Origin of the sequence: Alkalihalophilus lindianensis, assembly GCF_032843265.1 — a bacterium.
GTDB lineage: Bacteria > Bacillota > Bacilli > Bacillales > Bacillaceae_D > Alkalihalophilus > Alkalihalophilus lindianensis.
Map to the genome: position 1 here is coordinate 958,562 of NZ_JAWJBA010000001.1, position 22,834 is coordinate 981,395.

General features: G+C 38.2%; 33 protein-coding genes. 8 read left to right on the top strand and 25 right to left on the bottom strand.

The window, feature by feature from the left end; all coding sequences use genetic code 11:
• Nucleotides 1-4: 4 nt before the first annotated feature.
• The 10 genes from RYX56_RS05170 to RYX56_RS05215 form a co-directional block, all read right to left on the bottom strand.
• A complete protein-coding gene (locus RYX56_RS05170; protein ID WP_317121062.1) occupies nucleotides 5-751 on the bottom strand; it encodes an MBL fold metallo-hydrolase in 747 nt (248 codons plus the stop codon).
• Between the two features lie 5 nt (nucleotides 752-756).
• A complete protein-coding gene (locus RYX56_RS05175) occupies nucleotides 757-1,635 on the bottom strand; it encodes a RecT family recombinase (protein WP_317121063.1) in 879 nt (292 codons plus the stop codon).
• A gap of 13 nt (nucleotides 1,636-1,648) precedes the next feature.
• On the bottom strand, nucleotides 1,649-1,801 hold the full coding sequence (locus tag RYX56_RS05180) for a DUF6906 family protein (RefSeq protein WP_317121064.1): 153 nt from the start codon (nucleotides 1,799-1,801) through the stop codon (nucleotides 1,649-1,651).
• The gene (locus tag RYX56_RS05185) at nucleotides 1,779-1,961 is read right to left on the bottom strand and encodes a hypothetical protein (RefSeq protein WP_317121065.1); all 183 of its coding nucleotides are present in this window, start codon (nucleotides 1,959-1,961) and stop codon (nucleotides 1,779-1,781) included. The genes RYX56_RS05180 and RYX56_RS05185 overlap by 23 nt, the downstream gene beginning before the upstream one ends.
• Complete coding sequence (locus RYX56_RS05190) at nucleotides 1,954-2,094, bottom strand: hypothetical protein (RefSeq protein WP_317121066.1); 141 nt, start codon at nucleotides 2,092-2,094, stop codon at nucleotides 1,954-1,956. The genes RYX56_RS05185 and RYX56_RS05190 overlap by 8 nt, the downstream gene beginning before the upstream one ends.
• A complete protein-coding gene (locus RYX56_RS05195; RefSeq protein ID WP_317121067.1) occupies nucleotides 2,091-2,456 on the bottom strand; it encodes a hypothetical protein in 366 nt (121 codons plus the stop codon). Before RYX56_RS05195 ends, RYX56_RS05190 begins: the two co-directional genes overlap by 4 nt.
• Complete coding sequence (locus RYX56_RS05200) at nucleotides 2,456-3,967, bottom strand: AAA family ATPase (RefSeq protein ID WP_317121068.1); 1,512 nt, start codon at nucleotides 3,965-3,967, stop codon at nucleotides 2,456-2,458. The genes RYX56_RS05195 and RYX56_RS05200 overlap by 1 nt, the downstream gene beginning before the upstream one ends.
• Nucleotides 3,968-4,144, bottom strand: coding sequence for a hypothetical protein (locus RYX56_RS05205; protein ID WP_317121069.1), 177 nt, complete (start codon nucleotides 4,142-4,144; stop codon nucleotides 3,968-3,970).
• Nucleotides 4,145-4,157: 13 nt separating this feature from the next.
• Complete coding sequence (locus RYX56_RS05210) at nucleotides 4,158-4,478, bottom strand: hypothetical protein (RefSeq protein ID WP_317121070.1); 321 nt, start codon at nucleotides 4,476-4,478, stop codon at nucleotides 4,158-4,160.
• Nucleotides 4,479-4,632: 154 nt separating this feature from the next.
• Nucleotides 4,633-4,923 carry a hypothetical protein gene (locus RYX56_RS05215; protein WP_317121071.1) on the bottom strand — a complete coding sequence of 97 codons (291 nt, stop codon included), beginning with the start codon at nucleotides 4,921-4,923 and terminating at the stop codon, nucleotides 4,633-4,635.
• A 167-nt stretch (nucleotides 4,924-5,090) separates the two neighbouring features.
• On the opposite strand from RYX56_RS05215, the gene RYX56_RS05220 reads away from it, so the two are divergent.
• Both RYX56_RS05220 and RYX56_RS05225 read left to right on the top strand, forming a co-directional pair.
• Entirely contained in the window at nucleotides 5,091-5,534 is a 444-nt protein-coding gene (locus RYX56_RS05220; RefSeq protein ID WP_317121072.1) for a helix-turn-helix domain-containing protein, read from the top strand.
• A 205-nt stretch (nucleotides 5,535-5,739) separates the two neighbouring features.
• Nucleotides 5,740-6,030: a helix-turn-helix domain-containing protein gene (locus tag RYX56_RS05225; protein WP_317121073.1), complete on the top strand. Its 291-nt coding sequence runs from the start codon at nucleotides 5,740-5,742 to the stop codon at nucleotides 6,028-6,030.
• A 220-nt stretch (nucleotides 6,031-6,250) separates the two neighbouring features.
• Here the strand turns inward: RYX56_RS05225 and RYX56_RS05230 are convergent, their stop codons facing one another.
• From RYX56_RS05230 to RYX56_RS05255, 6 genes are all read right to left on the bottom strand, one after another.
• Nucleotides 6,251-6,382 carry a hypothetical protein gene (locus tag RYX56_RS05230; protein WP_317121074.1) on the bottom strand — a complete coding sequence of 44 codons (132 nt, stop codon included), beginning with the start codon at nucleotides 6,380-6,382 and terminating at the stop codon, nucleotides 6,251-6,253.
• Nucleotides 6,379-6,921, bottom strand: a complete 543-nt coding sequence (locus RYX56_RS05235) for a replication-relaxation family protein (RefSeq protein WP_317121075.1) — start codon at nucleotides 6,919-6,921, stop codon at nucleotides 6,379-6,381. Before RYX56_RS05235 ends, RYX56_RS05230 begins: the two co-directional genes overlap by 4 nt.
• Nucleotides 6,878-8,107 (bottom strand): FtsK/SpoIIIE domain-containing protein, encoded by a 1,230-nt coding sequence (locus RYX56_RS05240; RefSeq protein WP_317121076.1) that lies wholly within the window; start codon nucleotides 8,105-8,107, stop codon nucleotides 6,878-6,880. Before RYX56_RS05240 ends, RYX56_RS05235 begins: the two co-directional genes overlap by 44 nt.
• A gap of 121 nt (nucleotides 8,108-8,228) precedes the next feature.
• A complete protein-coding gene (locus RYX56_RS05245) occupies nucleotides 8,229-8,426 on the bottom strand; it encodes an LPXTG cell wall anchor domain-containing protein (RefSeq protein ID WP_317121077.1) in 198 nt (65 codons plus the stop codon).
• Nucleotides 8,423-8,698: a hypothetical protein gene (locus tag RYX56_RS05250; RefSeq protein ID WP_317121078.1), complete on the bottom strand. Its 276-nt coding sequence runs from the start codon at nucleotides 8,696-8,698 to the stop codon at nucleotides 8,423-8,425. The genes RYX56_RS05245 and RYX56_RS05250 overlap by 4 nt, the downstream gene beginning before the upstream one ends.
• Nucleotides 8,695-8,859 carry a hypothetical protein gene (locus RYX56_RS05255; RefSeq protein WP_317121079.1) on the bottom strand — a complete coding sequence of 55 codons (165 nt, stop codon included), beginning with the start codon at nucleotides 8,857-8,859 and terminating at the stop codon, nucleotides 8,695-8,697. The genes RYX56_RS05250 and RYX56_RS05255 overlap by 4 nt, the downstream gene beginning before the upstream one ends.
• A 129-nt stretch (nucleotides 8,860-8,988) precedes the next feature.
• On the opposite strand from RYX56_RS05255, the gene RYX56_RS05260 reads away from it, so the two are divergent.
• The 6 genes from RYX56_RS05260 to RYX56_RS05285 all read left to right on the top strand — a co-directional run bounded on the left by RYX56_RS05260 (nucleotide 8,989) and on the right by RYX56_RS05285 (nucleotide 13,066).
• Nucleotides 8,989-9,216: a helix-turn-helix transcriptional regulator gene (locus tag RYX56_RS05260; RefSeq protein ID WP_317121080.1), complete on the top strand. Its 228-nt coding sequence runs from the start codon at nucleotides 8,989-8,991 to the stop codon at nucleotides 9,214-9,216.
• Between the two features lie 38 nt (nucleotides 9,217-9,254).
• Nucleotides 9,255-10,049, top strand: coding sequence for a hypothetical protein (locus tag RYX56_RS05265; protein ID WP_317121081.1), 795 nt, complete (start codon nucleotides 9,255-9,257; stop codon nucleotides 10,047-10,049).
• 80 nt (nucleotides 10,050-10,129) lie between these two features.
• A complete protein-coding gene (locus RYX56_RS05270) occupies nucleotides 10,130-10,489 on the top strand; it encodes a YhjD family protein (RefSeq protein WP_317121082.1) in 360 nt (119 codons plus the stop codon).
• A gap of 111 nt (nucleotides 10,490-10,600) precedes the next feature.
• Nucleotides 10,601-11,527 carry a hypothetical protein gene (locus RYX56_RS05275; protein WP_317121083.1) on the top strand — a complete coding sequence of 309 codons (927 nt, stop codon included), beginning with the start codon at nucleotides 10,601-10,603 and terminating at the stop codon, nucleotides 11,525-11,527.
• Between the two features lie 14 nt (nucleotides 11,528-11,541).
• Complete coding sequence (locus RYX56_RS05280) at nucleotides 11,542-11,823, top strand: STAS-like domain-containing protein (RefSeq protein ID WP_317121084.1); 282 nt, start codon at nucleotides 11,542-11,544, stop codon at nucleotides 11,821-11,823.
• A gap of 241 nt (nucleotides 11,824-12,064) precedes the next feature.
• Nucleotides 12,065-13,066 (top strand): hypothetical protein, encoded by a 1,002-nt coding sequence (locus RYX56_RS05285; protein ID WP_317121085.1) that lies wholly within the window; start codon nucleotides 12,065-12,067, stop codon nucleotides 13,064-13,066.
• Here the strand turns inward: RYX56_RS05285 and RYX56_RS05290 are convergent.
• From RYX56_RS05290 to RYX56_RS05330, 9 genes are all read right to left on the bottom strand, one after another.
• Nucleotides 13,045-13,509, bottom strand: coding sequence for a hypothetical protein (locus RYX56_RS05290; RefSeq protein WP_317121086.1), 465 nt, complete (start codon nucleotides 13,507-13,509; stop codon nucleotides 13,045-13,047). The two genes, RYX56_RS05285 and RYX56_RS05290, sit on opposite strands and share 22 nt — an antisense overlap.
• 43 nt (nucleotides 13,510-13,552) lie before the next feature.
• The gene (locus RYX56_RS05295; protein ID WP_317121087.1) at nucleotides 13,553-14,344 is read right to left on the bottom strand and encodes an N-acetylmuramoyl-L-alanine amidase family protein; all 792 of its coding nucleotides are present in this window, start codon (nucleotides 14,342-14,344) and stop codon (nucleotides 13,553-13,555) included.
• Entirely contained in the window at nucleotides 14,331-14,465 is a 135-nt protein-coding gene (locus tag RYX56_RS05300) for a hypothetical protein (RefSeq protein ID WP_317121088.1), read from the bottom strand. Before RYX56_RS05300 ends, RYX56_RS05295 begins: the two co-directional genes overlap by 14 nt.
• Entirely contained in the window at nucleotides 14,458-14,862 is a 405-nt protein-coding gene (locus tag RYX56_RS05305) for a phage holin family protein (RefSeq protein WP_317121089.1), read from the bottom strand. The genes RYX56_RS05300 and RYX56_RS05305 overlap by 8 nt, the downstream gene beginning before the upstream one ends.
• 51 nt (nucleotides 14,863-14,913) lie before the next feature.
• Entirely contained in the window at nucleotides 14,914-15,078 is a 165-nt protein-coding gene (locus RYX56_RS05310; RefSeq protein WP_317121090.1) for a hypothetical protein, read from the bottom strand.
• A 96-nt stretch (nucleotides 15,079-15,174) separates the two neighbouring features.
• Nucleotides 15,175-15,417, bottom strand: coding sequence for a hypothetical protein (locus tag RYX56_RS05315; protein ID WP_317121091.1), 243 nt, complete (start codon nucleotides 15,415-15,417; stop codon nucleotides 15,175-15,177).
• A 2-nt stretch (nucleotides 15,418-15,419) separates the two neighbouring features.
• Nucleotides 15,420-15,860 (bottom strand): hypothetical protein, encoded by a 441-nt coding sequence (locus tag RYX56_RS05320; protein ID WP_317121092.1) that lies wholly within the window; start codon nucleotides 15,858-15,860, stop codon nucleotides 15,420-15,422.
• Nucleotides 15,861-15,884: 24 nt separating this feature from the next.
• Nucleotides 15,885-21,176 carry a phage tail spike protein gene (locus tag RYX56_RS05325; protein ID WP_317121093.1) on the bottom strand — a complete coding sequence of 1,764 codons (5,292 nt, stop codon included), beginning with the start codon at nucleotides 21,174-21,176 and terminating at the stop codon, nucleotides 15,885-15,887.
• Nucleotides 21,177-21,396: 220 nt separating this feature from the next.
• Complete coding sequence (locus RYX56_RS05330; protein ID WP_317121094.1) at nucleotides 21,397-22,833, bottom strand: distal tail protein Dit; 1,437 nt, start codon at nucleotides 22,831-22,833, stop codon at nucleotides 21,397-21,399.
• Between the last annotated feature and the right edge of the window lies 1 nt (nucleotide 22,834).

Consider the following 22,834-nt stretch of genomic DNA (forward strand, 5'->3'; position numbering starts at 1 on the left):
CTTGCTAAATCACCTCTATCTCATAATGTGTTCCTGCCTTAAAACCTTGCTTAGTTAATGTTCGTTTGACGGTCATCTCAGCTAATGCAGGTAGATTGTTCTTATGTGATAAGTGAGTCAGATAGATTCGTTCACCGCGCCCCTGGATCAGCTTACTTAAAGCAATAGCCGTTTGTTCATTACTCAGATGTCCTATATGGCTTAGAATCCTTGCTTGAACACTTATCGGATAATCAGAAGCTTCTACCATATTCGGCTCGTGATTTGCTTCAATGATGTAAATATCTGAACCGTACATAGCCTTTACCATGTTTGAATCTGCATGTCCCGTATCTAAGCAAATAGAGCATTTTTCCTTATCATCTGTAACCACATAACCGTAAGACTCAAGAGCGTCATGATGTGTTTTAAAAGCACCTATCTCAAAATCATCTTTGATTTGAATGCTCTTATCTGAAGAAACGTTGTGCATAAGTTCTGCATCAATTGAAACCTTGATATCTTTCCACTCTTCTAATCCTGCAAAGACTGGAATTTGGAACTTGTTAGCCAGTGGTAAACCTTTAATATGGTCCCCGTGGGCATGAGTAATGAAGATAGCTGAGATGTGATCAGGTCTGATCCCTACTTCAAGCAACCGTTTTTCGATTTTTGTTTTCGCAATACCAGCATCGATCAAGATTGTTGTGTTTCCAGAACTCAAGGCAATACAATTGCCCTGAGAACCGGATGCTAGAATATTTAATTTCATAGCAATTATTCCAATCCATCATTTTCTGTAGAATTCATTTCTTCTATTTGAAGATCCATAATCTTTAATAATCCTTCTAGCTGTTGAAGCGTTGGAGGATTAGAAGCATTTGGTGCATTCTTCTTAATGTAAGCTCCTTTAGCTTCTTTACCTTCGATCCCTAAAGATGCGAACTTCATTTGCATCTGATCTTTTGCATCTTTAATTGGATCTTGAACGACTTCTTGATCATGCTGTGCCGGCTGTGTTGTTTCATTTGGGGTGATATCTTTACGCTCTGGCTTGTATTCAGGAATATCATTACCACTTGGAGCAACATCTTCTTCGCTAATTTCAATGCCGTATTGACGCTTGGCGGCTCTTTTCACTACATGCTTTTTGAACATGTCGTTATAATATTTCTTCCATAGTGCAGCATTGTTGCCTTTAAGGTTGTGCTCAACCTCATCCGCCTTCAAATATTCGAACACTGGTGGAAATCCTTCACGGTAAGCAAAGGCATAACACCCAATAACTTGTCCTGGATCACTACTCATTTCATGCTCAACATCCCAGAAGTAACGGCCATCCTCACCGCGTACTCTTTTAGCCTTGTATTCATCATTTTCATAGACTAATTGAACGTCTACACCTTGGTAGCCTTCTACTCGCTTAGCTAGGTACATAATGCCCTCTACACTCACTTGAAGGGACATTTTGCCACCATAAACGATGCAATAAATATGATTAAGCATCGGGTTAAGACCCGCTGCAGCTGCTGTTCGAATAAATAAACTGAACTGTTCTGGTGTGGTACCTTTCGCTAATGTGTCTTGAATGGTTTGAAGCTCACCTTCAGTGAACGCTTTTACTTCTGCAAGTTGATTAGTGATAATGTTTGACATGAATATTCTCCCCTTATGAGTAAATTAATTTTGATGTGCCTGTTTCTCTATGGATTAATAGCAACTGATCATCATTTGCTTTGCTTACTAGCCAGTTATTTGGATTAAGACCTGATTGTTTAATAGATTCTTTTTGACGACGATTAGGATTCTTGCCTTGTTTCATTACGAGAGACCTCCTTATTGATTAACTGAAGCCTGGCATCTGTATCACAATCATTTAAGATATTAAGCATTAACTCTCTTTGCTTCTTAGTTTTGAAATTAAAAACTGCAATAGAATTGCTTGTTTTTGAAGAAACTTCAAGCGAGTATATTTTACGCATTATAAGCTCCTCCCAACTGTTGAAGATCACTTTGCAAAGCATCAACTTCAAATTGAGCTCGATTTCGAATAAGCTCTAGTTGTTCAAACTGCTTATCCAAATCTGCTAATTGGGTCATTAGTTCTTGTTTCATTCTTCGATCACCCACTTATTTTCCACTAGTTCTCGAAAAGTGAACTCTCCTATGAAGTTGTGTTTAAGTTGAACTTTATCTGCTTTATTAAAAGTGACATAATGTCCGCTTATTGAGATGGCAACTTGTTTACCCTGTTCAAAAGCTTTCATAGCATCTGTGAAAGATACGTATTTAGGAACAACCTCCCAACATCCGTAATCGAACAAATCATTAAGATGATATTTAGGATACATCTTTTTTCCATCACCAACTGATACAATCCGAGCGCTTTCCATTTCCCAAAAATGATCTGTTGGCCAGGCTGTGTTTCTTACACGTTTCCCATCTTCTAGAGCTTTCAGCATTTCTGATAATTTCATTATTCGCTCACCTCTATCTTCAGCTCTTGATCAGCGACCACTCGACTAGTTATCAATTGACCAGTAGGACCTTTAAACGCTGTAATAGATTCCGCATTATCAACAAATGTTGGCGCCACTACTCCACTTTGCTCACTCAATACTTCACGCAACTCTAAACCAGCTTTAATAGATTCAGAGAGTGAGAGCATCTTATAGTCTTTACCATCCATCTGAATCACAAAGGTTGGCTTGATATCACCATTCTTTTGTTCTTCAAACAAACGAACTGATAAGGTAGTAAATAGAGCTTGTACTTTTTCACCTTGCAACTCAGCTTCTTTTGCCTGGAATGCTTTGATAGCATCGATGATAAAGATTGAATCATTTAAGCTGTTGAGCTTTTCTTGTTCGTCCTGTTCAGCTATTTCGATTTGTTCTTTCAGTTGATCTACTTGTTTAACTGAACGTAAAGCTTGTATTAGAGGCTGTCGCTTATCATCCAATTCATTTCGTTTTGAGAGGAGATCATCTAGCTCAACTCTTTCAAGGTTCATTAGGTTTTCTTTTAATGAGGCTTTTTTATCTAACAATAATTTATGAGAATCTTTATGCTCTTCCATTCTTTGGAGCTTCTTATCTTTTACTGCTTCGATAGAGTCTTCATCCAGTGATTGGTTGCACAAAGGACACTCAGAAGCTATGTGTTCATTTTTTATTTGTGAGTACTTTTCCTTCGAGTGTTCAATTTCACTTTGGAGGTTTTCGAGTTGAAATTGAATATGACTAAATTTTCGATTCTTCTCGTTTGCGTTAGAAATATCATTATCAACTTGCTCTAACAATTGCCCGATCTCACCAAGCTCATCCTCAACTTCATTAACAGAGATTACATAAGATTCATATTGATCAAGTTGTCCCTTTAGAGTTTTTGTTCTGCTCTCTGCTGAAATATGAGCTTTTTCCATCTTTGTTTTATTCTCTCGATGGATCTTTTCGATATCATTTAACTTATGCTTTTTCAATAACTCTGTTAATTTATCAGATTGAGGACCGTGCAATTCTTTAAGGACTTGCTTATTAGATGGAGCAGCAACATATTGTAAAAGCATTTCGCGTTGCTTATCCCATTTAAGGGTAAAGAAGTAGTGCGGATTATAAAGTGATAAGAAGAAGTCTTTATCACCTAAATTGGAAACCAGTAAATCAAATTCAGTTGCTTTGCTCGGTACATCATTGATGTAATACTTTGCTTTTCCACTCTTCAACTCACGAGTCAATTTGACTTCTTTACTATCGATAGTTAAAATTAATGAAACTTTTGTCTCTTCGGACTCGTATGTTACTGGTGTAGGATCAAGCTTATTCTTGAAAACATCTGTTCCGAAGAAGGCCCATGAAGGTGCATTAACAACTGTTGATTTACCTTCGCCGTTATCACCGCTGATCTTCGTTTCCTCGCCAAAGTTAACTGTAAGATCGCGGTGATTTTTAAATCCTGTTAGGAATAATTCTTTAAATGTGATCTTCATTTATTTCGCCTCCTTATAGATAATCAATGCATCAGTTCCCCAATCCTCACTTGTTGCACTTGCACTAAATTTGATATCAAGGATTTCCGAAAAGGGATTCTCTGCTAACCACTCATTGATCCCTTTTTCCAAATTTTCTCCTAAGAACTGCTTAACTTTTATATCTCCCGCTAACACTTCTATCACCTCCTTAAGCTAATGACATCTTTTTCAATGGATGATTCGCTAACTGGAACTGCTCACGCTTACGATCCACTCTCGATGCTAAGATTTCATATTTAGTGGCAGCTAATGGCTCTCTGCAACCTTCCAACACTTTGCTGAATGCATTAAGAGCTCGTACGATATAGATCATTTCCTCGCTATCGTATTGATCAGAGCCTCCAACCAGATGTGCAATAATTAAATCTACTCTTTTCACTTCTGCTTCTTTTAACTCCATTTGATAAGACTCCAGAGCTTCGATAACTTGTGACTGCTGTTCTAAATTGAATTTGACTGTTTGTTTCATGCAATAACTCCCTTCTCTCATAATTTCGAAATGAGTTTTGATTTTGTGTCGGTGTTTCCGTATTAAAACAATACATCTTTAACTATCGAGAACATCGCAAACAAGTAGGAACAAACAGCACAGACTATAATGAACTTACTTTGTTTATCTGTTTTCATTTCGCATTCACCTCTTTCTTATAATCATCCGATAAGTTACGACCTCGTAACTCAGGTTCCAAAAAAAAGAATCTTTCGAATGGTTCTCCAAAAGCATTTATTACACCAGCAATAAATGCGGGTCCAGGTGCACAATATCTTGGATCATCCTTATTTAATTTCGCTCTCCAAATTTGTGAAACTGAAACACCGATCTTTGCCGCTAACTCTGTATCGCTTGAAATTTCATGATCGATAGCTGCCTTTAAGAACTCTTTAACATCTAGACGAATTATATATTTTTTCATTTCGTCACCTCAATTCGTGAATAAGTTGCGTCCTCGTACATAAACTATACAATAATAAATTACGAGAGCGCAACCTTTTTTGAAATAAAAATTGCACGCGCGCAATCAAATTGTTATAATAAGGGTATGATATTAATATAGGTTGATACTAGGAGATGAAGTTAAAAATGAGTGAAATTAATTTCGGTAAATTTATAGCGGATCATAGAATCAAAAGTGGATTTAAGACTCAAAGAGACATCGCTGAGAAAACTGGAATTTCTAGAGCTACCATTTCTAGAATTGAAAAGGAAGTACAAAAACCTAATGTAAAAACAATAAAATTATTAGCTGAACACCTTTATACAACATCCCTAAATGAGCTTATGATTGTATGCGGTTATTGGGACGAAGACGATCTTATCTATGACGAAGTACCAGAGCGTTTACACTCAGGAAATGAAAAAACCTCTTCGTATATAAACGAAAAGGAATTTTCCAATAACCTGGAATTGAGTAATGATAAACTTCTCGAGAAATTCAATTTAACCTTAGACGGGAAAGAATTATCTGAGTCTGAAGCAAAGAGTGTTATTTCTTTTCTTCGCTCTGTTCGTCAACACAACCAGTAATTACTTTTATAATACGTTCCTCTTTTATGCCCAGCAATTCGGCAATCTTTTTCAGTTCGACTTTTTTCTTCATGATGATCCCCCCTGCAATGATTGCAAATTGTGTAGTTAAAAGAGAATAAATACGCATTTTGTAACACTGATACAACACTTGTCCCCTTGTCGATATAATTAACAAAGAATGACATTGGGGGACTGGCGTCTTATGAATACAAGAATGAGTGAATTGAGACTTAATCGTAATAAAACTCAAGAAGACATCGCTAAGCTGCTTGGTGTTGCTCGAACCACTTACGCTATGTACGAACAAGGAAAGCGCGAAATGGACTATCAATTGTTGATCAAACTAGCGGATTATTACAAGGTCTCTTTGGATTTTATATTTCGGAGAACTGACAACCCTATACTCATCGAGTCATTAAAACAAGATGAAATAGAGTTTATCAACAAGAACCTTACTACCTACAGAGAAATAAAAACTACATACTGGAGATAAAGCGCATGAATTTGATAATGTGCTTTTTCTTATATGGTCATTATATACGAACGATTGTTCTCATTTCAAGTCTTTTGTCTACACAATTTACAACTTTGTTATTATTGTACAACCTAACAACGGTGAAATTTGTCGAACTTTGTATGCATGCTCATAGGTTATTTTTACCTAAAACAAGCGATATCAGGGTACATTCACCTAATATCGCTTGTTCAACCCTCTATTTGCTATATAATACTTGTTCTATTTGCGATTTATTCATTTCTTGCTTCTTTTCTATTATGTTCAAGGTGCGATTCGCACCAAACAAGTAGCATGCCCACATACTTAATACAATCCCTGCTGCAATCATTTAATCTCCTCCCATTCATAAACATTCATTTTTAGGTCCGTTATCTTTTTTAATTCATTAGCTCGCAATTTTGATTTCGTAAGCCATACGATTGTAGGAAAGTAGCCATGATGTTCCTGCCAAACTTTGTATTCTTTAAGCTTTCGGTACTTTTGCAATTTGTTGAGATTCTCTGACCATCTTTGCGTATTATCGATTTCAACAAAGAAGAAACGTTCCTGGTCTAACTCTCTCCTAACCCCTATAGCGTCGGGAACTATTTTAAATCCTTCATTTCCTACTTCTATAGACTGTTCAATGTGCCATTGTGAAGGTTTTAGATACAGATATACATCATTCCTCATGACCGTGTGCAATACGCTGGGGTTCCAATTCGCAATGTTTTCAGAGCCTATTTTTTCGCGTCCTCTTTTATTTAAATAGTAGACTTTCTCCTCGATGAATCGACTGCACAACCATTCGTTTAAATTACGCATCACCCTTCTTGCATTGTTGTCAGTACCTAAATGGTGAAGCTTCTGAATTTGGCTTCTTGTCATGAACTGGTGCTTGTCGAGGCTCTTTAGTATCTCTTCCGTCCGTTTGCGATTCTTCTCGATGTTGTTCACGTTCCCACTCCTTTAAATATTGCGTGAAGTCATTGTCATAAGGTACTTGTATCGTTGTCGTTTCATCCGTACGTAAAATAGCTCTTCCTGGTATCCTCGGCAATTGTTCAGCTCCTACTTCATCTAATACTACTCGACTCGCTATTTCTGTAGGGAGAGCGAAACATACTTTTGTATCAGCATTCTGTTTTATTTGTCTAGGCAAGGTATCGCCTGTGGGGTACTGAGTGCAGAATATAAGCCGATACCCCAATGCCCCACCGATACGAGCGATCCGTGATAAGATCGCTTGGCAACGATCCATCTTCTTTTTATCCTCTCTTGGCGTAGAAGGAGTCTTTGCTAATTCGGCCCCTTCATCTACAATAATAAACACCCTGCGACTCACACCACTTTCCACTACATTTGAGTATCGTTGCTCCTTAAAATTTTCCATCCATTTATCCAAATCGTGATTGAGCTGCTCTAAAATCTGCAAGCTACTATTCACATCGTCAGCTATACCTTTCACCTGTTTCAAATTCGCATAAGAATTGAATTCTAAGCCACCTTTTAGATCTAGCATATAAAACTGTGCTAACTCTCCATTTTGCAAGCATAGCGATGTTGTGATCGATTTAAGTAATACCGTTTTCCCTTTGCGTGTCATTCCACCAACGATCATATGCGGATATTTATCAAAATCAATAAATTTGTCACCGAAAGGAGAAAGCCCTAAATGTACATTCCACTTCTTACCCTCTATACAGTTGTATTGGACGTTTTCTGGGATCCTAATTTTAGATACCTTGATATGCAAACGACCGCTCCATTCCATAGCTACAGGCTTATTTAGTGCATCCTCTATAGCAGGTCTGATCTTTTCAGAAGCTGAGAAAGGTATCCCTTTTGGCAACTGGTACACGTAAGAATGACCATGCTCCCATTCCCCTTCATTCAGGAACTTAGGAAACTCATCATAAGAGTCCTTTCCGCTCCCTTTACGAACAGAAAAATAGACATTCTCAAACACTTCCTCAATCTTGTCACGATCCGTTTTCCCTTTCTTTCCTGCCATCGACTGAGCCAACAAAACACCACCAACAACTGCACCGAATCCGATTGATTCCACTAACACAAAACCACGCCCCAATTCCTATAGAGTTACGATTAAACGTGATATGTCGTTTTAAAATGGACAATAGTAACAAAAGGAAACAACATATCACACCTATACTCACGCCCCGCCATGTGGCGTGTCAGTATGGAAAACCGCCGAACATGTGAATAATGGTTTTTCCTGTTTGAATCACGATATAGCCTACTGAACTGATTAAACCAAGCTTCATCATTAGCTCTAATGTCCAAGCTAAGTCACTGCGATGTTTCTTCTTTAATGCGAACACTCCGACAGCGCCAATTATAGCCCCGCCACCGACAATTAGGATTGTGTTCATTCATGCCACCTCTTTCTGAACTCCCCGTTGTCGTTAATCATTTGACTAGCTAAGGATCCATACCTGCCATAGTCCAGTACATTGTGTCTATCCATGTGGTTGATGATATGAACATAATCACTTGTGGTTGTAGCACCTCTATATAATTCCTCTAAATCCTCGTAAGAGTGAAGCATATACGTGCTGTCTAACATCTTATAACGACTCTTGATAGGCTTCTTGTGGCTAGAAAATGTTCTAGCTGCTGAACGTAATACAGAAGTAAAACTCATTTCTCATGTATCCAATCTAATAGTAAATCCTTACCTTCTCGACTCAACCATATTTGCCCTCTTTCTTGTCTTTCTAGTAGTACCGTAGCATATACCTTGCGTCCTAACTTATTAGCTGGTATGTGATGAGATGGGCGAACTACAGAAGCTTTATTTGCCATTAGTAATCGACTCCTTTTTGTTGGGGATTGATACACTATATGGGCGTTGTAAAAAAAATTGCCTGTCCACACTAAATAAGTACTAGCAGGATTATAAAAAAATTTCGAGAATACACCAAATGGGTGATTATGATGAACAAATTAGAGCATATGTTAAAAGAAGAAGGCCGTAAAAAAGGATGGCTTGCAAAGAAAGTAGGAATTTCGAACAGCACTTTAACAAATATCATAAAAGGTGGATTGCCAACCTTACCAGTAGCTTTGAAGATTGCACACATTATGAATACCTCTGTAGAAGAACTATGGGGATGTTCTATTGAAGAATGGAAACATTCTATTGAAGAAGAACGTAGATAGATAGTAAGATGTTTTTGGGATAAAAAGGAGGAAATGCTTTGAAGAAATTACTTGGATTGAGCTTAGCTTTAACATTTGTTTTGTCTGCTTGTGGAAATAATAACTATTTAGAGGCATCCAAAACTGATTCAGCTGAGTTCTCAAACGAGCAATATGAACAATTAGAAAATGGAATGAGCGCAAAAGCGATCTACCAATTAGTCGGTGGCCAGCCCCACTATTCTCACGAAAGCGACACTGGTGAAATTACTGCAGAATATCTAAAAGAGGATCAAACAAAAGTACTGTTAAAGTTTAATAATGATGAACTAACGTCTTTTACTGAGTTTGGTACAGCTGTATCCACAAGCTCTAGTTCAAATACCAATAACTCGGACACCAGTAGTGCCCCATCAGTTTCTAGTACATCTCTAGAGGTTATAACCGAATCGATCATTAAAGAGTTAATTGGAAATCAAGCATTAAATACAGATAAGCCAAGGGTGGAAAGTATTAACTCTATAGAGGATGTAATCGCAGGGGAAGACAATTACATCCTCACTCTGGAACTGAATGCTAATGAACATAGAACTGCAGCACGAACAAAAGATGATATGTTACTCAATTCTAAAGAGATTTTACCCCCTATCTTTGAAGAAGAAGGTATCAGTGAAGTCCAACTGAATTGGATACTACCTTTAACAGAAGCCAGTGGTAATCAAATTGATAAAACTGTAATGACAATCGCCTTAAGATCAGAGAACGCAGAAAATATTAATTGGGAAACCTTTAATATTTATGACTTCGAATCTGCTGCTGACCGCTATTACGAAGACAATGCTTTAAACAACTGAGCCTAAATTGGCTCTTTTTTCTACTTGAAACACGAACAAACATTCGTATATAATAAAACAAAAAGACGAGGTGTTTGTTTATGATCACGACTAAAGATGAGTATGAATTGATCCTAAAATACATCTATCTTCCTATGACACGACGAGTAATAGAGAAGGATTTAGAAAAGATGGAAGCCTCTAAGTTTAAGTTCAGTGATATCTACTTGGATTTTTTCAAAAGCAAGATCGATTGGATCGGTAAAGACATAGGTGAACTAAAACGCGAAGCTAAAAGAAAAGGGATTGCGGTACATGAACTAGGAGTGGATTCATCATCCAGTGTGAAATACTGCAATTATCTCGTTGTGGTTAGAGGACAAGAACAAGAAATGAAGGTTCTTTCTCATGTGATGGCTAATAACGTGCGTGATATCTTGCGGTCATATGTGAATAAGTAGCAAACTTTATTACTTGTCGTTTAATAGTAAGTTTTGTCGAAATCATAGAAATTTTAGTTCCATAAGTATTATTATGTAAAAAGAACCAATACTTATGAAGGGTGGCACCTTATGCATCTACTAAAATTTTATGTACGCTCTTTTCCGGATGATCTTCTAGTTCAAACTACTACTGAGTTCATAGACGAAGCAAGTTTACTTAGAGATCAATTTGGAGAAGATTTTTATATTCAAGTTATTTTCAACTCGGATTTTGTAAGCAATTCAAGTTTAGTTATCGCGAGAGCCTTTCTAGATTTTTTACAGAATGAGGGATTTAGATATGATGTTAAAGGTGAATCTAACTCTTTTAACTATGCGAATAGATTAGGTTTCTTCAATGAATTACCTCACATCGATTATGATTTTAATAAACAGGCTTCGAATGGACGTTTTTTAGAATTAGAAACCATCACTAATAGCGACATGAGAGTCACTGAAAGATTAACTAAATCTTTAGAAGAGTACTCTGATAGACCTAATGTTTTTATTAGCGAAGACAGCAGGGAAATGCTATCTTATTCAATAGGCGAAGTAGTAAGTAATGTAAGAAGACATTCCTTTTCAACTGGTAGAATTAGTTTTCAAAATTACATGGGTCAAACAGTAAATGAGGTTACCATATGTGATTGTGGTATAGGTATAATAGAATCTTTGAGGAATGCAGGTAATTATGGTACTGATGTAGAAATACTAAAGCATAGTATACAACAGTACACCAGTGCATCGCATAACCCAGTAGGCTATGCTGAAAAATCACCAGGTGTTGGATTGTATAATCTTTGTAAAATAGCTGAAAGAAATAAAAAAGCTTCAGTAACAATTGTCACTGAGCAATACAAATTAGAGGTCAGTAAGAAAAACCCAGTCGATAACCCAAAGATCATTAAGCTTCCGACGAAGTTTAAAGGAACAATCGTAGTACTACGAATCCCGAATGTACTTCAAACAAATCTAAATGAGGTCTTGGAAGATAGCCTCCAAGATACTTTCTTCTAAAGGATGTGGTATAAATGTTTTCATTAGCACAAAACGGCAGCGTACTTACTGAGAGAGATCTAGGAGCTAAAATTAGAAGTGAATTACTTTCCATTATTTCAGCAGAACATAAAGTTACAGTTGATCTTTCTAATGTCCAGATGGTAACTTCATCTTTTGCAGATGAATTATTCGCTAAACTTATAGAAGAAATTGGGCCTGAGGCGAAAAGTAAGGTTGCTATTGTAAACGTGTCTACTACAGTACGCACAATTATAAACGAAGCAATCTTTACTCGATCGAAATTGCCTCAATAATTGTGTAGACAATTTAGGCATAAAGTATTAAAATTAATCTGTATCTTACCCGATACGATTATAGAATGATGATGAAAAAAGATCAGAAAAAGCACTTACTCTTAGGCAGGGAGTAGGTGTTTTTTCGTTTTTCGATTCATTATCCATTTCTAAGCAAGAATATAACACTTCCTAAATTTCCTAAAATAATGATAGTATAGTCATGTAAAATACAAATCTATTAAAATGTGGAGGTTTTTTCATGGCAGAGGTTCTAAAACTAGAGTACAAAGGTTTAGATGATCCATTTAAATTTGATGAATATATCCAAAATGCTGTAATGGCAGAGGACCAGTTACGAGATATCTATATTAAAAGGTTAAATACTTTTAACAGAGAAAATCTGAAGAATAATCCTGAACCTTTTCGTTTTTTAAAAAAGGAAAATTGCTCTATTTTATTTTTAATACAACCTTATGATTTTAATTATCAGTTGGCCGCCACAATATTGTATTTATCTACCCCCGGAGATAGAAAAAAGGAAATATACGTATTGAAGGAAAAGGATTTAGTAGGGATTGATAATTATATTAATCCACATGATTTTCTATTAGAGGAAGTATTGCCTTCAATGGATTATGATAAATCCCAAGTGATGTTTGATATTAATGATTCTTATGAAGGTCTCAAGTTCAATAATTCTTTTTTTCGTACAAATGACTTCGAGATATCTGTCGAAAATAGTATGTTAGTGCATAAGATTACTGAGCTTATAAGAAACGAGGTTAGACATTTTAAAACCCTAAATACCAAACCGTTAAGCTATTTTGCCAAAGATGCACATAAATTCCCTTTTTCAATTTTAGACTTAAAACCATTAATGAAGCTGGTAGAAGACGAGGATTTCAACTATCAACTTGACCAAGCTATGGCAGCATACCATTCTAACCTTTTTTTACCATGCGCTGCTACACTTGGAGTGGTTTTAGAAACCCTCTGCTTAAAAATCCTAGAGCACTATGAAGTAAAAAAAGTTAAGACTGGGGACACTCAACTAGGTAAACTAAGAGAGCGTTTGGTAAACGAACGTATTACTTCAAGAAGAGACAATACCCGTCTTGAAGTTGCATATAAAATGAGAAATATGGCATCACATACAAGTCCAGGCATTGCTCTTAAAGAAGATTGTCACTTCATGTTAAATGTGATTAACACACTAGCTTTTGAATATTTAAATGGTGATCAATCAGCTTTAGAAAGATGATGTGAAACATAAAATGGATCTGCAATAACCTTGTTATAATTAGCTATTTTACTTAGAATAGTTGATGTAGCATTTCCTAAATAACCATTTGCATCTACCTCTTCATAATTTTTCGATTCAAAAAATACAGCCCGGTAAATGATACTAAGTTCATCATCTGTAAATTGAAAAGAACCTCTTATGTTTGGCTCATTAGAGGTTCTAATCTTTTTCAATTCTTGATTTTGACCCTGAGAATTTCTCTGCCTCTGTAATCCATTAGCAGTTACATCCAATACCTTCGTCTTATCTTCCAACTCTTTGTACTCGTTCTCCGTCACCATTACCTTCTCATTCACTCTATTAATCTCACCTGCCATCATCGACACCGAAACTTCTAAAGATAAAATAGTTTGCTCCACTCTCTCAATCTTTTCTTCTAACACTTTGATTTTATCTGACATAACAATCACTCCTATTTTTTATTGTACTAACCTACAAAATCAACTATCTAATTCCTCTACGCCGCGCTTCATATTGCAAGCGGACCGCATTGCGAATAGTTAGCTCACCTTTACGAGCTTTCTCAAGCCACTCCTTATCTAGCGGATGGCTATGCTTCGTTTCATCTGTCCAATCCTCTAATGCACTGATAACCGCGCTTAGTTCTACTTGTGTAAGTTTCATATTAAAATATTCCTCCTCTTTATCTTCTTGGGATTTTGTTTGATTAGCAACTGAAGAGTTCACTTGCTTAGGCTTTAAATTGAAGACTTTGACAATGCCTTCTCCATGACCACGAACCACACTCTCTATAAACCGTGGATCTTTTAACTTAACTGCATCAATAGCGTTATCGATAAAAGCCGCTTCAGTTAATATAGCTGGCATGTTAGAAGTTCGTAGAACGGCAAAGTTTGCTCGTTTCTTCCCTCGGTCATTCCCACCAATTGCTTTCATAATTTCAGCGTGTATGATGTGTTGGTTCGAGATGGTTGCCGTAGATACACTGCTATTGAAAATAAAAGTTTCAAAGCCAGCTCCTCCACCTGCGTTAATATGGACGCTAATGAAGATATCAGCACCCCAGGCATTAGCCATTTGGGTACGTTGCGATAAAGTTAGGAACCGATCATCTTCACGACTAAGCATGATTTCCACATTCTCGAATTGTTCAAGATACCTTTTAAGTGCTAGTGCGATGGTTAGAACAAGGTCTTTTTCACGTAAGCCATGCGCAACAGCTCCTGGATCGGTACCGCCATGTCCGGGATCAATAAAGATTTTAATTTTCCTCAATCGACTCAACCTCCTTGCAATCATCGCATACCGGCTCCCCGTGGTTTCCTTCTACAAATAGGTCTTTACTCCAGGTGATCTCTTTGCCACAAAATACGCATTCCGTTACTTGTTTAGTCACGTTTCTCATCTCCTTTAGAAGTATCAATCACATGCAAACTATCCTTAATTGCCTTGGGCACCTTGCCGCCAATCTGTGTGTAGTTTTCTAGAATGCTCAAGCTCTCCACAGAAATATAAAAAAGCACCGTAGCTATTGCTACCGCACCGTTTAGGTCAAGTATGATGTCTATAATATTCGCCACTATAATGATCCCGAATGCCCCTACCTTTCGAGCGTAACCATAGTAAGCCGTTCGACTCCTTAACCTCTTTTCTTTAATGGCTCTTGTAATACCAGTGGCTACATCAATTAACATTAATAAAGCTAATAGATCTAAAAACTTCACACCGCCAAACAAGTACATGTGTATGACGTCTAGGTTTTCCCTGTTTACCCAAACTGTTATGTTTTCCACGTTCACACCCCTTTTATAAATAAAAAGGAACCAACAAATGTCGGCTCCTCGTTACCCCCATAACCTTTCGGTATCCAGAGGGATATATACTTCCTTGCTATTAATCGCTTTATGAAGGATCGGCTTCTTAAATTGATTTTCTAATTCTTCTTCTACTTTGCGTTTTCTCTCTTCAGCTAACTTATTAAATGTACTCTTCGTTTTATGTGTACCCATGATGCTTCCCCTTTCCATAATCTATAGCTATTATTTCCATAGGGAGGTTTTTTATCCTTTTACAACAAATATTAATATGCTTATGAAAAGCCCCTACTATTCAGCAGGAGCTTCCTCTACACCATTGATTCGATCAATAATCTTCTGTTTGATGACATTCCTTAACGAGTCCATCGCTTCATTCCCGTGATACTCTTCTGGTTCCAACGGAATGTACCCACTAAGGTTAATCTGACTCTTTGGGTCACGTGCTTGGAATTGAACATGCACAGATGAAATGCCTCCATCTGCATAACGAATATTTGTACCTGTGATTTGGATTTCGAATTGTTGACTCATATTTATTCAGCTCCCTTTTCAGTTTCTGATTCTACTTGATCGACTTCAAATGCTTCATAGAGATAGTCATAAATCTCAGAAGTTTGTCCCTCATACTCATCCTCTTCAAACTTGGCCAAGATCTGCTTCATGGTACGAATCAATCCACGATGCTCACCACCTTCAAGAATAAGTTCTTCTTCATTCAACTCTTTAACGTCCTCACGAAACGCCTCTAAGTCTTTAATATCAAAGTTGCCATTCTTAACAACGGCTTCTCCCTTTTCATCTTTGTGAGAGTGTTCTTTTGCAATCTCTTTGCGATCTTCATCAACTTTCTTTGCTCGCTCGTCAAGCAATTTAATAAAGTCACGACGAATACGAGATTGCTTTCTTACTAGTTTTAAACCGTAAAGATAATTGATTGCTGGTACCACTTTTCCATTTTCGATTGCTACTTTCATGAATGATTCCTCCTATGCTGCATCTTAGCAGGCTTCTAATTGTTTTATTTTTTGTTTCATGTATTGATTTTCAAGCTTTAACCATAGGATTTCATCTTGCATAGTACGAACCTGTGACGATAACTCTTGGGTCGCCTTCACATTGTAATGAATCAACGTATTCGTATTGATCGCTTCTTGGTCAGCCGTTGCAACTGCCGGACTATCCTCGGCAATTAAACCAACTTTACGGTCATAAATTCCGTTCTGTACATTATCAATCAAGTCATAACCCACGACTTTTAAGCCATTAATGACGTATAACCCAATGTCATCAATCGCTTCGACGTTTGTTTTCAGTTTACGACTTGAAGAAGTAATGAATTCAGAAGCGCCAATTGCAGCATAAGCCGTGTCTGCTGCATTTCTTACTTCAAATCGATTCGTGTCTTTTCTTCCTTTAAGAATGTTGTTTCCAACTCGATAAAGAGGATGACCCGTTCCTGATACATTCCAATTGAACTCCATATTCCCTTGAACTGACAAACGGAATTGATCACCGGCATGTAACGCTGCAAAGCCATCGCTCAAACCACCAAGCTCCAAGCTAACAGGCGAACCTTTTCCTGGTAGTAAACGTATCGTTCCCATTGCATTAAGTGCATGAATGGTTGCAAAGTCTCCAAAGTGAATGCTTGCGATATTATGATAGTTATTTGCTCCAGCTCTTTGACCAATGTTAAGATTTGCACCTATTCTAGCATCTTCCAAGATATTGATTCCAACCCCGGTAATTGTTCCACCCCAAATGCGATCAGCACTCAATGTTCCGGCTGTAATCTTATCTGCACTCAAACTAGCAATCTTTGCATCTGTGATAGCTGCATTTGCAATTTGTGCGGTATTCACTGCTAAGTTTGCTATCTTCGCATTCGTAATAGCCGCATTTGCTATTTTGGCTGTATCAATAGCTAGGTTCGCAATCTTTGCGTTTGTAATAACAGCATCTTCTATTTGAGCTGTTCCAATGATGGCTGTTCCTAATTTTGCTTTAGTGATCGCTGCATTAGCTATGGCAGCACTACCAATCACAGCATTTTCAATCAACGTTTGACCGGTGATGTGATTCAGAGCACCATTGATCCTTAAGCCTTCTGACGAGAGGTTAATGGAAGCAATGACCCCGTCTTTCTCTACTTTTGCAGCTATTTGCCCAGCCTGAACAGACAAGCTTGATTCAGCTTGACTCACGCGACCTGTTAAGTTGTTAACGGATGTTTGAGAAGCTTTTGCTTCAATTTGACCAGGTAAAACAGACAGTGTACCTTCAGCAGAAGATATACGACCATTTAAGGCTGTAATTACCGAATCAACGTCTTCAGGAGCTGGTGTCCAGTCGGTAGCTTTATTACCTTTTTCGATTTTCCAGTTTTTGTGGTCTAAGTAGTCTACTGGCACATTCGTATATAGCAGGGTATTTATTCGGTCATAAACTTTTGACTCATTTACTACTAGGTATATCTGAACCCAGCCATCCGATTTTCGGACATCTGTATAGCTATTATGACCACGAGTAGTACTACCGTCACGATATGTCATCCCTATTCTAATTTCTGCATCATGAGATACTCTCACCATAAGAGATATAAGGTACGTTTCGCCGACCTTTAACGGTGTAGGTATATCTCCTTCTATAAAATCATAGCAACTGACTATCGTACCATTCGTTGGAGTCGTTCTGATATACTTTTCAGATTCATCATCCATTGTTGTATTTTGCATTGGGGTAGTTGTTGAGTTGTTAGGTCTAATACCCCTAGTTTGGCTATTCCTAAATAAATTCCTCCCTCCAACCTCTAACCCATCAAAATCAGCTCTAACCTCACTCACACTCTGAACAATTCCATCTGCTCGAATATCTAAGGAGGCAATTTGACTTAATGCACTTGAAACCTCACCAGTCAATGAGTTCATGGTTGTTTCAGTGTTGCTCACTCGTCCAAGAATACCGTTAATCGAAACATCAAGCTCTCCCATTTTGTTGTTATAAACGGTTGTACTTACTCGACCATTAACCGCACTATCAACCTGCGACTTTGTATAAACATCTGTAGCATTCGCTTTTAGATTAATGCTTGTTGCATGTTGCGTCAGTGTAGCTTCTGCACTCGTGATCCTTGACCCTTGCCCGTTTACCGTTTGCGTAAGGCTAGAAACATTTGTTGCAATCGAATCAGCTTTTTGATCAATACTTGATGCAAACTCCTCAACTGTATAGATTGCAGAATCAATGTCTTCGGGAGCTGGCGACCAGGCGGTTGCTTTATTGCCTTTTTCAAATTTCAATTCTTTGTATTCTACCGTTGAAAGGGTGTTTCCGCCTTCCCTTCTTCTAATAACAGCTTTCCCTGCTATTGCGTTTGATGGTGCTTTTCTTGTGATAAGTGAGTACCCTTCTTCTCCAACTGCAACAACGCTCCCATTAGTTGACTCTACCCTCGAACCATTCTCCAATGTCCAAAAAACGCGAACAGTCATGTCTATATCTGTAACATTTTTATAGTAAACCCTAACTGTATAGAATTCTTCTGGTATTACATCTGTATCAGGTGTAAGTGATCCGTCATGATAGGCATTCCAACCATTCATTGTAATTGACTTAAATTCGCTACTTGTTCCTTTTGCAAGATTCCTTCCACCAATCTCTAACCCATCAAAATCACTTCGCAAACTAATAACACTTGATGATAATCCGCTATGATCAATCTGTAGATTAGTAAGATCCTTTCTCACACCGGTTACCTTTCCATCTACTGTGGTAAGCTCTGAACGTTCTGCCTTTGCATCTATCAACCCCGCTTGTATGTTAAGCTGCGTTTGAGCTGAGACAAGGCGTGTATCTACATCGGACACTTCGCTTTGTACAGAAGAAACATCTGCAAAGATTCCGTCCATTCTCACATCAAGTTGCGCCATCTGATTATTGTAAACCGTGGTGTCTACTTTCTTTCCAAGCTCTGTGTTGACTTCTGACTTAGTGTAGACTTCCTCTGCATTCGCCTTGATAGAAACTTGGCCGGCAATCGTTTCAATGCTGCCTTCGGCTGTACTGATCCGTCCGGTTAATGTATCCACACTGGTGATGCTAGCTTTTTCCGATATTAAACCGGCGTGTTGCTCAATAGTAGTCTGATGCTCCGAGACAATACCGTTCACACTGGTTAGCTCTGAGATCGTGGTGGACATGGTGCCGTTAATCGTGTCAATATTCTCTTCCACACTCACAATTCGACCATTGGCAGAAGCTAAAGCCGATTCCTGCTCCTCAGCCCGCTGTAATAAGCTACTAGCAGTACTTTGCAAGCTAGAGACATCATCACTCACTGATACTTCTAAATCCACCATATCGCTCTGTAGATCGTTCACACGGGTTTGTAATTGGCTCGCTGCATTCTCAATGCTGCTTATATTGTTCTGAATCTGAGTGGTCGTACCCTCTAACCCATTAACCTTATGATTTACAAGAAGTAACTGACCGTCCACATATTCAAGACCTGCTTTCTCAGCTAACTCTTGCATCAACTGATCATTAATGGCTTGAACTTCCTGATTGGTGTATTCTTTCACATCGTCTTTTATCAGTTCTTTCGCTAGTTCACTGATCATGTCAGATGTAATCGAACCATCAGCTAACAATGATGCAGTCTCACTTAACTCACGAAGCTTCTCTGCAATGTCAGGACCAAATAAAATGTCATCTGATATGATGTGGACGGTGCTTGCTGAAACTTCTTCAGAGTAACCAGATGCAACCTCATGATAGTTCACTGCTCTTACTTTGAAGTAATATGTCTTGTTCGTTTCTCCTTCAAAGATAAAGGTGCTGACTTTACCTCTAAACACTAGGTCATCAGCTGCAGGTGTGAAACCTTCTTCTTCCGAAGCAAACACTTCATACGCTGCGATATAAGAAGCGGTATTGTAATCCCAACTCACTACTATGTTTTGAAAGAGTCCTTCTGCTTTAACTTGCTCAGGAGGCAGAGGTACAATATTTGCAAAACGATCATCTGTGACCGGCACTTCTTCAGCTATTTGCTTTACTTCATCTCTTGAGGGCTTACTGTCCCAAGTGCCTTCTTTACGATTAAGCCGGCGTTCTAGCTGTCTCATTCTGCTTTCTTGACTAAACTTCTCACGGAAGTCACCAAGTATAACTTCAGAGTGCTCCGGAGAATTCAGATCATGAATGAACTTGATGATCGAAGCATTCACAATGATATTTGGGTAGATGCGACGATTTAAAGCGTCCACTGAATCACCAAGTCGAACTAATTCATGTTCATATCCAATGATAGAAGCAAGCGTGATCACTTTAAGTTCGTACGTATAAGAAGGTTTGTTAACAGTCTGAAGATATCTCCACGTGTTCATTAATAATTCAGCAGGGGCTTCTTCTTGACCATCATACATTCCCTTGCGGTGCTTTCTCCCTTGATCATATCCCCAGAGATTCCTAGCTTCGACATCTTCTATAAACGTTTGACCCCTTGGTTTATCAATCGGATCTCCATTTTCTTTTTTCCATTCTACATCGGCAAATGTAATGCGGCTGCCGTCTTCCCTTGCTGCTCCTCGTCCATACAACAGGGTTTTGATTCCAGTTGATTCTGGGATTCGTCTAATACTTTGAATGTCTTTTCCGATCTCAAACCTTTTACCTAAGTAATCCCCTCTCCGGTTTGAAATATCAATATAGCGTTTGATAATTTGATTTCCCTGGGTTTCAATTCTATATCCGATCTCGCCATTAAATGCATCTAATAATTCACTGATAGCTTCTTTCACTGACATATCGACTAGATCAAGACTTCTTTTTCCTAGATCAGCTACTTCTCCTACTGACCAGCGCGTTCCTTGAAGAACGGCAGCTAAAGCTGTTTTAAGATCTACACTAGGTACTCGATAGCCAGTAATCCATTCGTCAATCAGTTCATACTCTCCACCTTCAGCAAAGATATGTTTCATCGGTCCATCTGGCCCGTCTTCATCTTCTGGAATACGAATAATGAACTCGACTAGATTCCCATCAGGATCTCTTGTTACAGCCCGACCATCCATTTCAATTAATGCTGCCTTTTCATGATCGGCCGGTACAGAGAATTCAAGAATCATTTCTCCGTTCAATTCTTCTGTGAGCGTACCATCAAAATAGGGAAGACCCACTTCCTGATCTTCTGACACCTTTTCATCATTCTGAGAGGTCTTATTTTCAGGGTGTAATATTGTTTGTAACTGTTCATCCTTGTCATAAATCCAAATGGCTGGTGATTTCATTTTTACCTCCTTTCCATTAAAAAAGCTCACCTAGAAAAAGTGAGCTTGCGTTTAATGTAGTTTTCATTGAAAAAATACTTGAAAGTTATCCCACAGTGCAAAAATCACCGCAAACGTTATTAGTAGTATATAACCAACAAGTAACCACCAAATCCAATGAACCTCTTTTATTTTTTTCATATTGATCACCTGTTAAGATTCTTCCCCTTAACAGAAACATCTAATACCACCGACGTCTGTATTTAGCTTTCGCATCTGAGATCCCCTTAGGATCTAACTCTAACTGATTCAAACCTTGTGTCAGACTAAAAAATTCTGTGGAAAGATCATACAGGTCAATCATTGGTTCCCCATTTAAAAGTAGTCCTGATGTTTCCGTGTTGATTTCAATTTGATCACCAGGCAGCAGAATATAAGGCACTTCTAATTCACTTTGTGGTTCATTGATTCGGTACCCTTTGATTTCCTTCACTTTCATTTGTGTAGGAAGTCTATTTGGCCATGATCTCGTAGCCACTTGTATTTGCGTAATCGGTACTGTGTACCGCTCATCAAAGTCTGTATAACCAAACCAGCGCCTTACACGATGAATCCCTGTTGGGCTGTACTTTGTCACATACATGGTCCATCTACGACCAATGCGTGCAATCCGGAGTAGTCCGTTAAAGTTATTCCAACCCTTCTCATTACCGACGGATGGAAACTCTTGAAATGCCCAGAAGCCATTCATACCACCTAACTGAGACTTCGCCATCATTTGTTCGGTACCACGCCAAATATCCTCTAATCCGATCTTTCCAACCGTATTGTTATTAGCATCTAATAAATAGATTTCAACCATGCCCGTTTCAAAACCGACATTCATATTCTCGATATTAATGTCAATTTCAAAATCTTGGAGAGGTGTCCCTATAGCCTTCTTCAATGATGGACCTTGCCACTTATGCGGTTGGATGGGATCCCCAAATGATTCAGGATAAAAGCCATGATAATCGGCTGCCATTGTTCCAGCTACATAACCGTTATCCACTCGATCTGCTGTCTGCCATGAAGAAGTTGAAGTCATGGTGTCATGGAAGACTAACTCTTTCCTTACAACTGCTTCTTGTTCCATGCTTACTGGAAAACCTAAACTGATCGACTTTCCCTCCTGATTGGTGATGGATAAGTGTGTGCTCGGCTCTTTGATCGTTGCCTTGAAGATCGGCTTTGCTTCAGCAGTACCGTTATACATGATCGTGAGTTGATCGTCATCAAATTGCTCCGTCGTTTCTTCCATGTCGTAACGAAATGGATCAGAGCAAATAAAAATAAGAGTGGTTTTCCCACTCCTAACAAACTCCTCCATATCAGTTTGTCCACTTAACTTTGCATAATAAAAGACATCCGGCTCATCAGGAAACCAAAGAGATTTTGCTTCGTTTGTAATCAAAACTCCCGCGAAGTCTTTTGCTTTCTCCATCATTTCTTCACGCGTATCTCCCAATAAATTCACTGGAATAGAAATTTGTCTTACACCTAATTCATGACCGAAATTGTAGCTTCCGTGGCGTCCTGGAACTTCAATTAATTTATTTTCAATTGGAGGGGCTAAAGATCTGCTCTTCTCCCCAACAGCAACCCACTCTCTTAAATTGATCCCATTAAAAAAAGGCACT

Coding starts and splice junctions, on each gene's coding strand:
- RYX56_RS05170 (WP_317121062.1), bottom strand. CDS start 751: ATGAAATTAAATATTCTAGCATCCGGTTCTCAGGGCAATTGTATTGCC.
- RYX56_RS05175 (WP_317121063.1), bottom strand. CDS start 1,635: ATGTCAAACATTATCACTAATCAACTTGCAGAAGTAAAAGCGTTCACT.
- RYX56_RS05180 (WP_317121064.1), bottom strand. CDS start 1,801: ATGAAACAAGGCAAGAATCCTAATCGTCGTCAAAAAGAATCTATTAAA.
- RYX56_RS05185 (WP_317121065.1), bottom strand. CDS start 1,961: ATGCGTAAAATATACTCGCTTGAAGTTTCTTCAAAAACAAGCAATTCT.
- RYX56_RS05190 (WP_317121066.1), bottom strand. CDS start 2,094: ATGAAACAAGAACTAATGACCCAATTAGCAGATTTGGATAAGCAGTTT.
- RYX56_RS05195 (WP_317121067.1), bottom strand. CDS start 2,456: ATGAAATTATCAGAAATGCTGAAAGCTCTAGAAGATGGGAAACGTGTA.
- RYX56_RS05200 (WP_317121068.1), bottom strand. CDS start 3,967: ATGAAGATCACATTTAAAGAATTATTCCTAACAGGATTTAAAAATCAC.
- RYX56_RS05210 (WP_317121070.1), bottom strand. CDS start 4,478: ATGAAACAAACAGTCAAATTCAATTTAGAACAGCAGTCACAAGTTATC.
- RYX56_RS05215 (WP_317121071.1), bottom strand. CDS start 4,923: ATGAAAAAATATATAATTCGTCTAGATGTTAAAGAGTTCTTAAAGGCA.
- RYX56_RS05220 (WP_317121072.1), top strand. CDS start 5,091: ATGAGTGAAATTAATTTCGGTAAATTTATAGCGGATCATAGAATCAAA.
- RYX56_RS05225 (WP_317121073.1), top strand. CDS start 5,740: ATGAATACAAGAATGAGTGAATTGAGACTTAATCGTAATAAAACTCAA.
- RYX56_RS05230 (WP_317121074.1), bottom strand. CDS start 6,382: ATGATTGCAGCAGGGATTGTATTAAGTATGTGGGCATGCTACTTGTTT.
- RYX56_RS05235 (WP_317121075.1), bottom strand. CDS start 6,921: ATGACAAGAAGCCAAATTCAGAAGCTTCACCATTTAGGTACTGACAAC.
- RYX56_RS05245 (WP_317121077.1), bottom strand. CDS start 8,426: ATGAACACAATCCTAATTGTCGGTGGCGGGGCTATAATTGGCGCTGTC.
- RYX56_RS05250 (WP_317121078.1), bottom strand. CDS start 8,698: ATGAGTTTTACTTCTGTATTACGTTCAGCAGCTAGAACATTTTCTAGC.
- RYX56_RS05255 (WP_317121079.1), bottom strand. CDS start 8,859: ATGGCAAATAAAGCTTCTGTAGTTCGCCCATCTCATCACATACCAGCT.
- RYX56_RS05260 (WP_317121080.1), top strand. CDS start 8,989: ATGATGAACAAATTAGAGCATATGTTAAAAGAAGAAGGCCGTAAAAAA.
- RYX56_RS05270 (WP_317121082.1), top strand. CDS start 10,130: ATGATCACGACTAAAGATGAGTATGAATTGATCCTAAAATACATCTAT.
- RYX56_RS05275 (WP_317121083.1), top strand. CDS start 10,601: ATGCATCTACTAAAATTTTATGTACGCTCTTTTCCGGATGATCTTCTA.
- RYX56_RS05280 (WP_317121084.1), top strand. CDS start 11,542: ATGTTTTCATTAGCACAAAACGGCAGCGTACTTACTGAGAGAGATCTA.
- RYX56_RS05285 (WP_317121085.1), top strand. CDS start 12,065: ATGGCAGAGGTTCTAAAACTAGAGTACAAAGGTTTAGATGATCCATTT.
- RYX56_RS05290 (WP_317121086.1), bottom strand. CDS start 13,509: ATGTCAGATAAAATCAAAGTGTTAGAAGAAAAGATTGAGAGAGTGGAG.
- RYX56_RS05310 (WP_317121090.1), bottom strand. CDS start 15,078: ATGGGTACACATAAAACGAAGAGTACATTTAATAAGTTAGCTGAAGAG.
- RYX56_RS05315 (WP_317121091.1), bottom strand. CDS start 15,417: ATGAGTCAACAATTCGAAATCCAAATCACAGGTACAAATATTCGTTAT.
- RYX56_RS05320 (WP_317121092.1), bottom strand. CDS start 15,860: ATGAAAGTAGCAATCGAAAATGGAAAAGTGGTACCAGCAATCAATTAT.
- RYX56_RS05325 (WP_317121093.1), bottom strand. CDS start 21,176: ATGAAATCACCAGCCATTTGGATTTATGACAAGGATGAACAGTTACAA.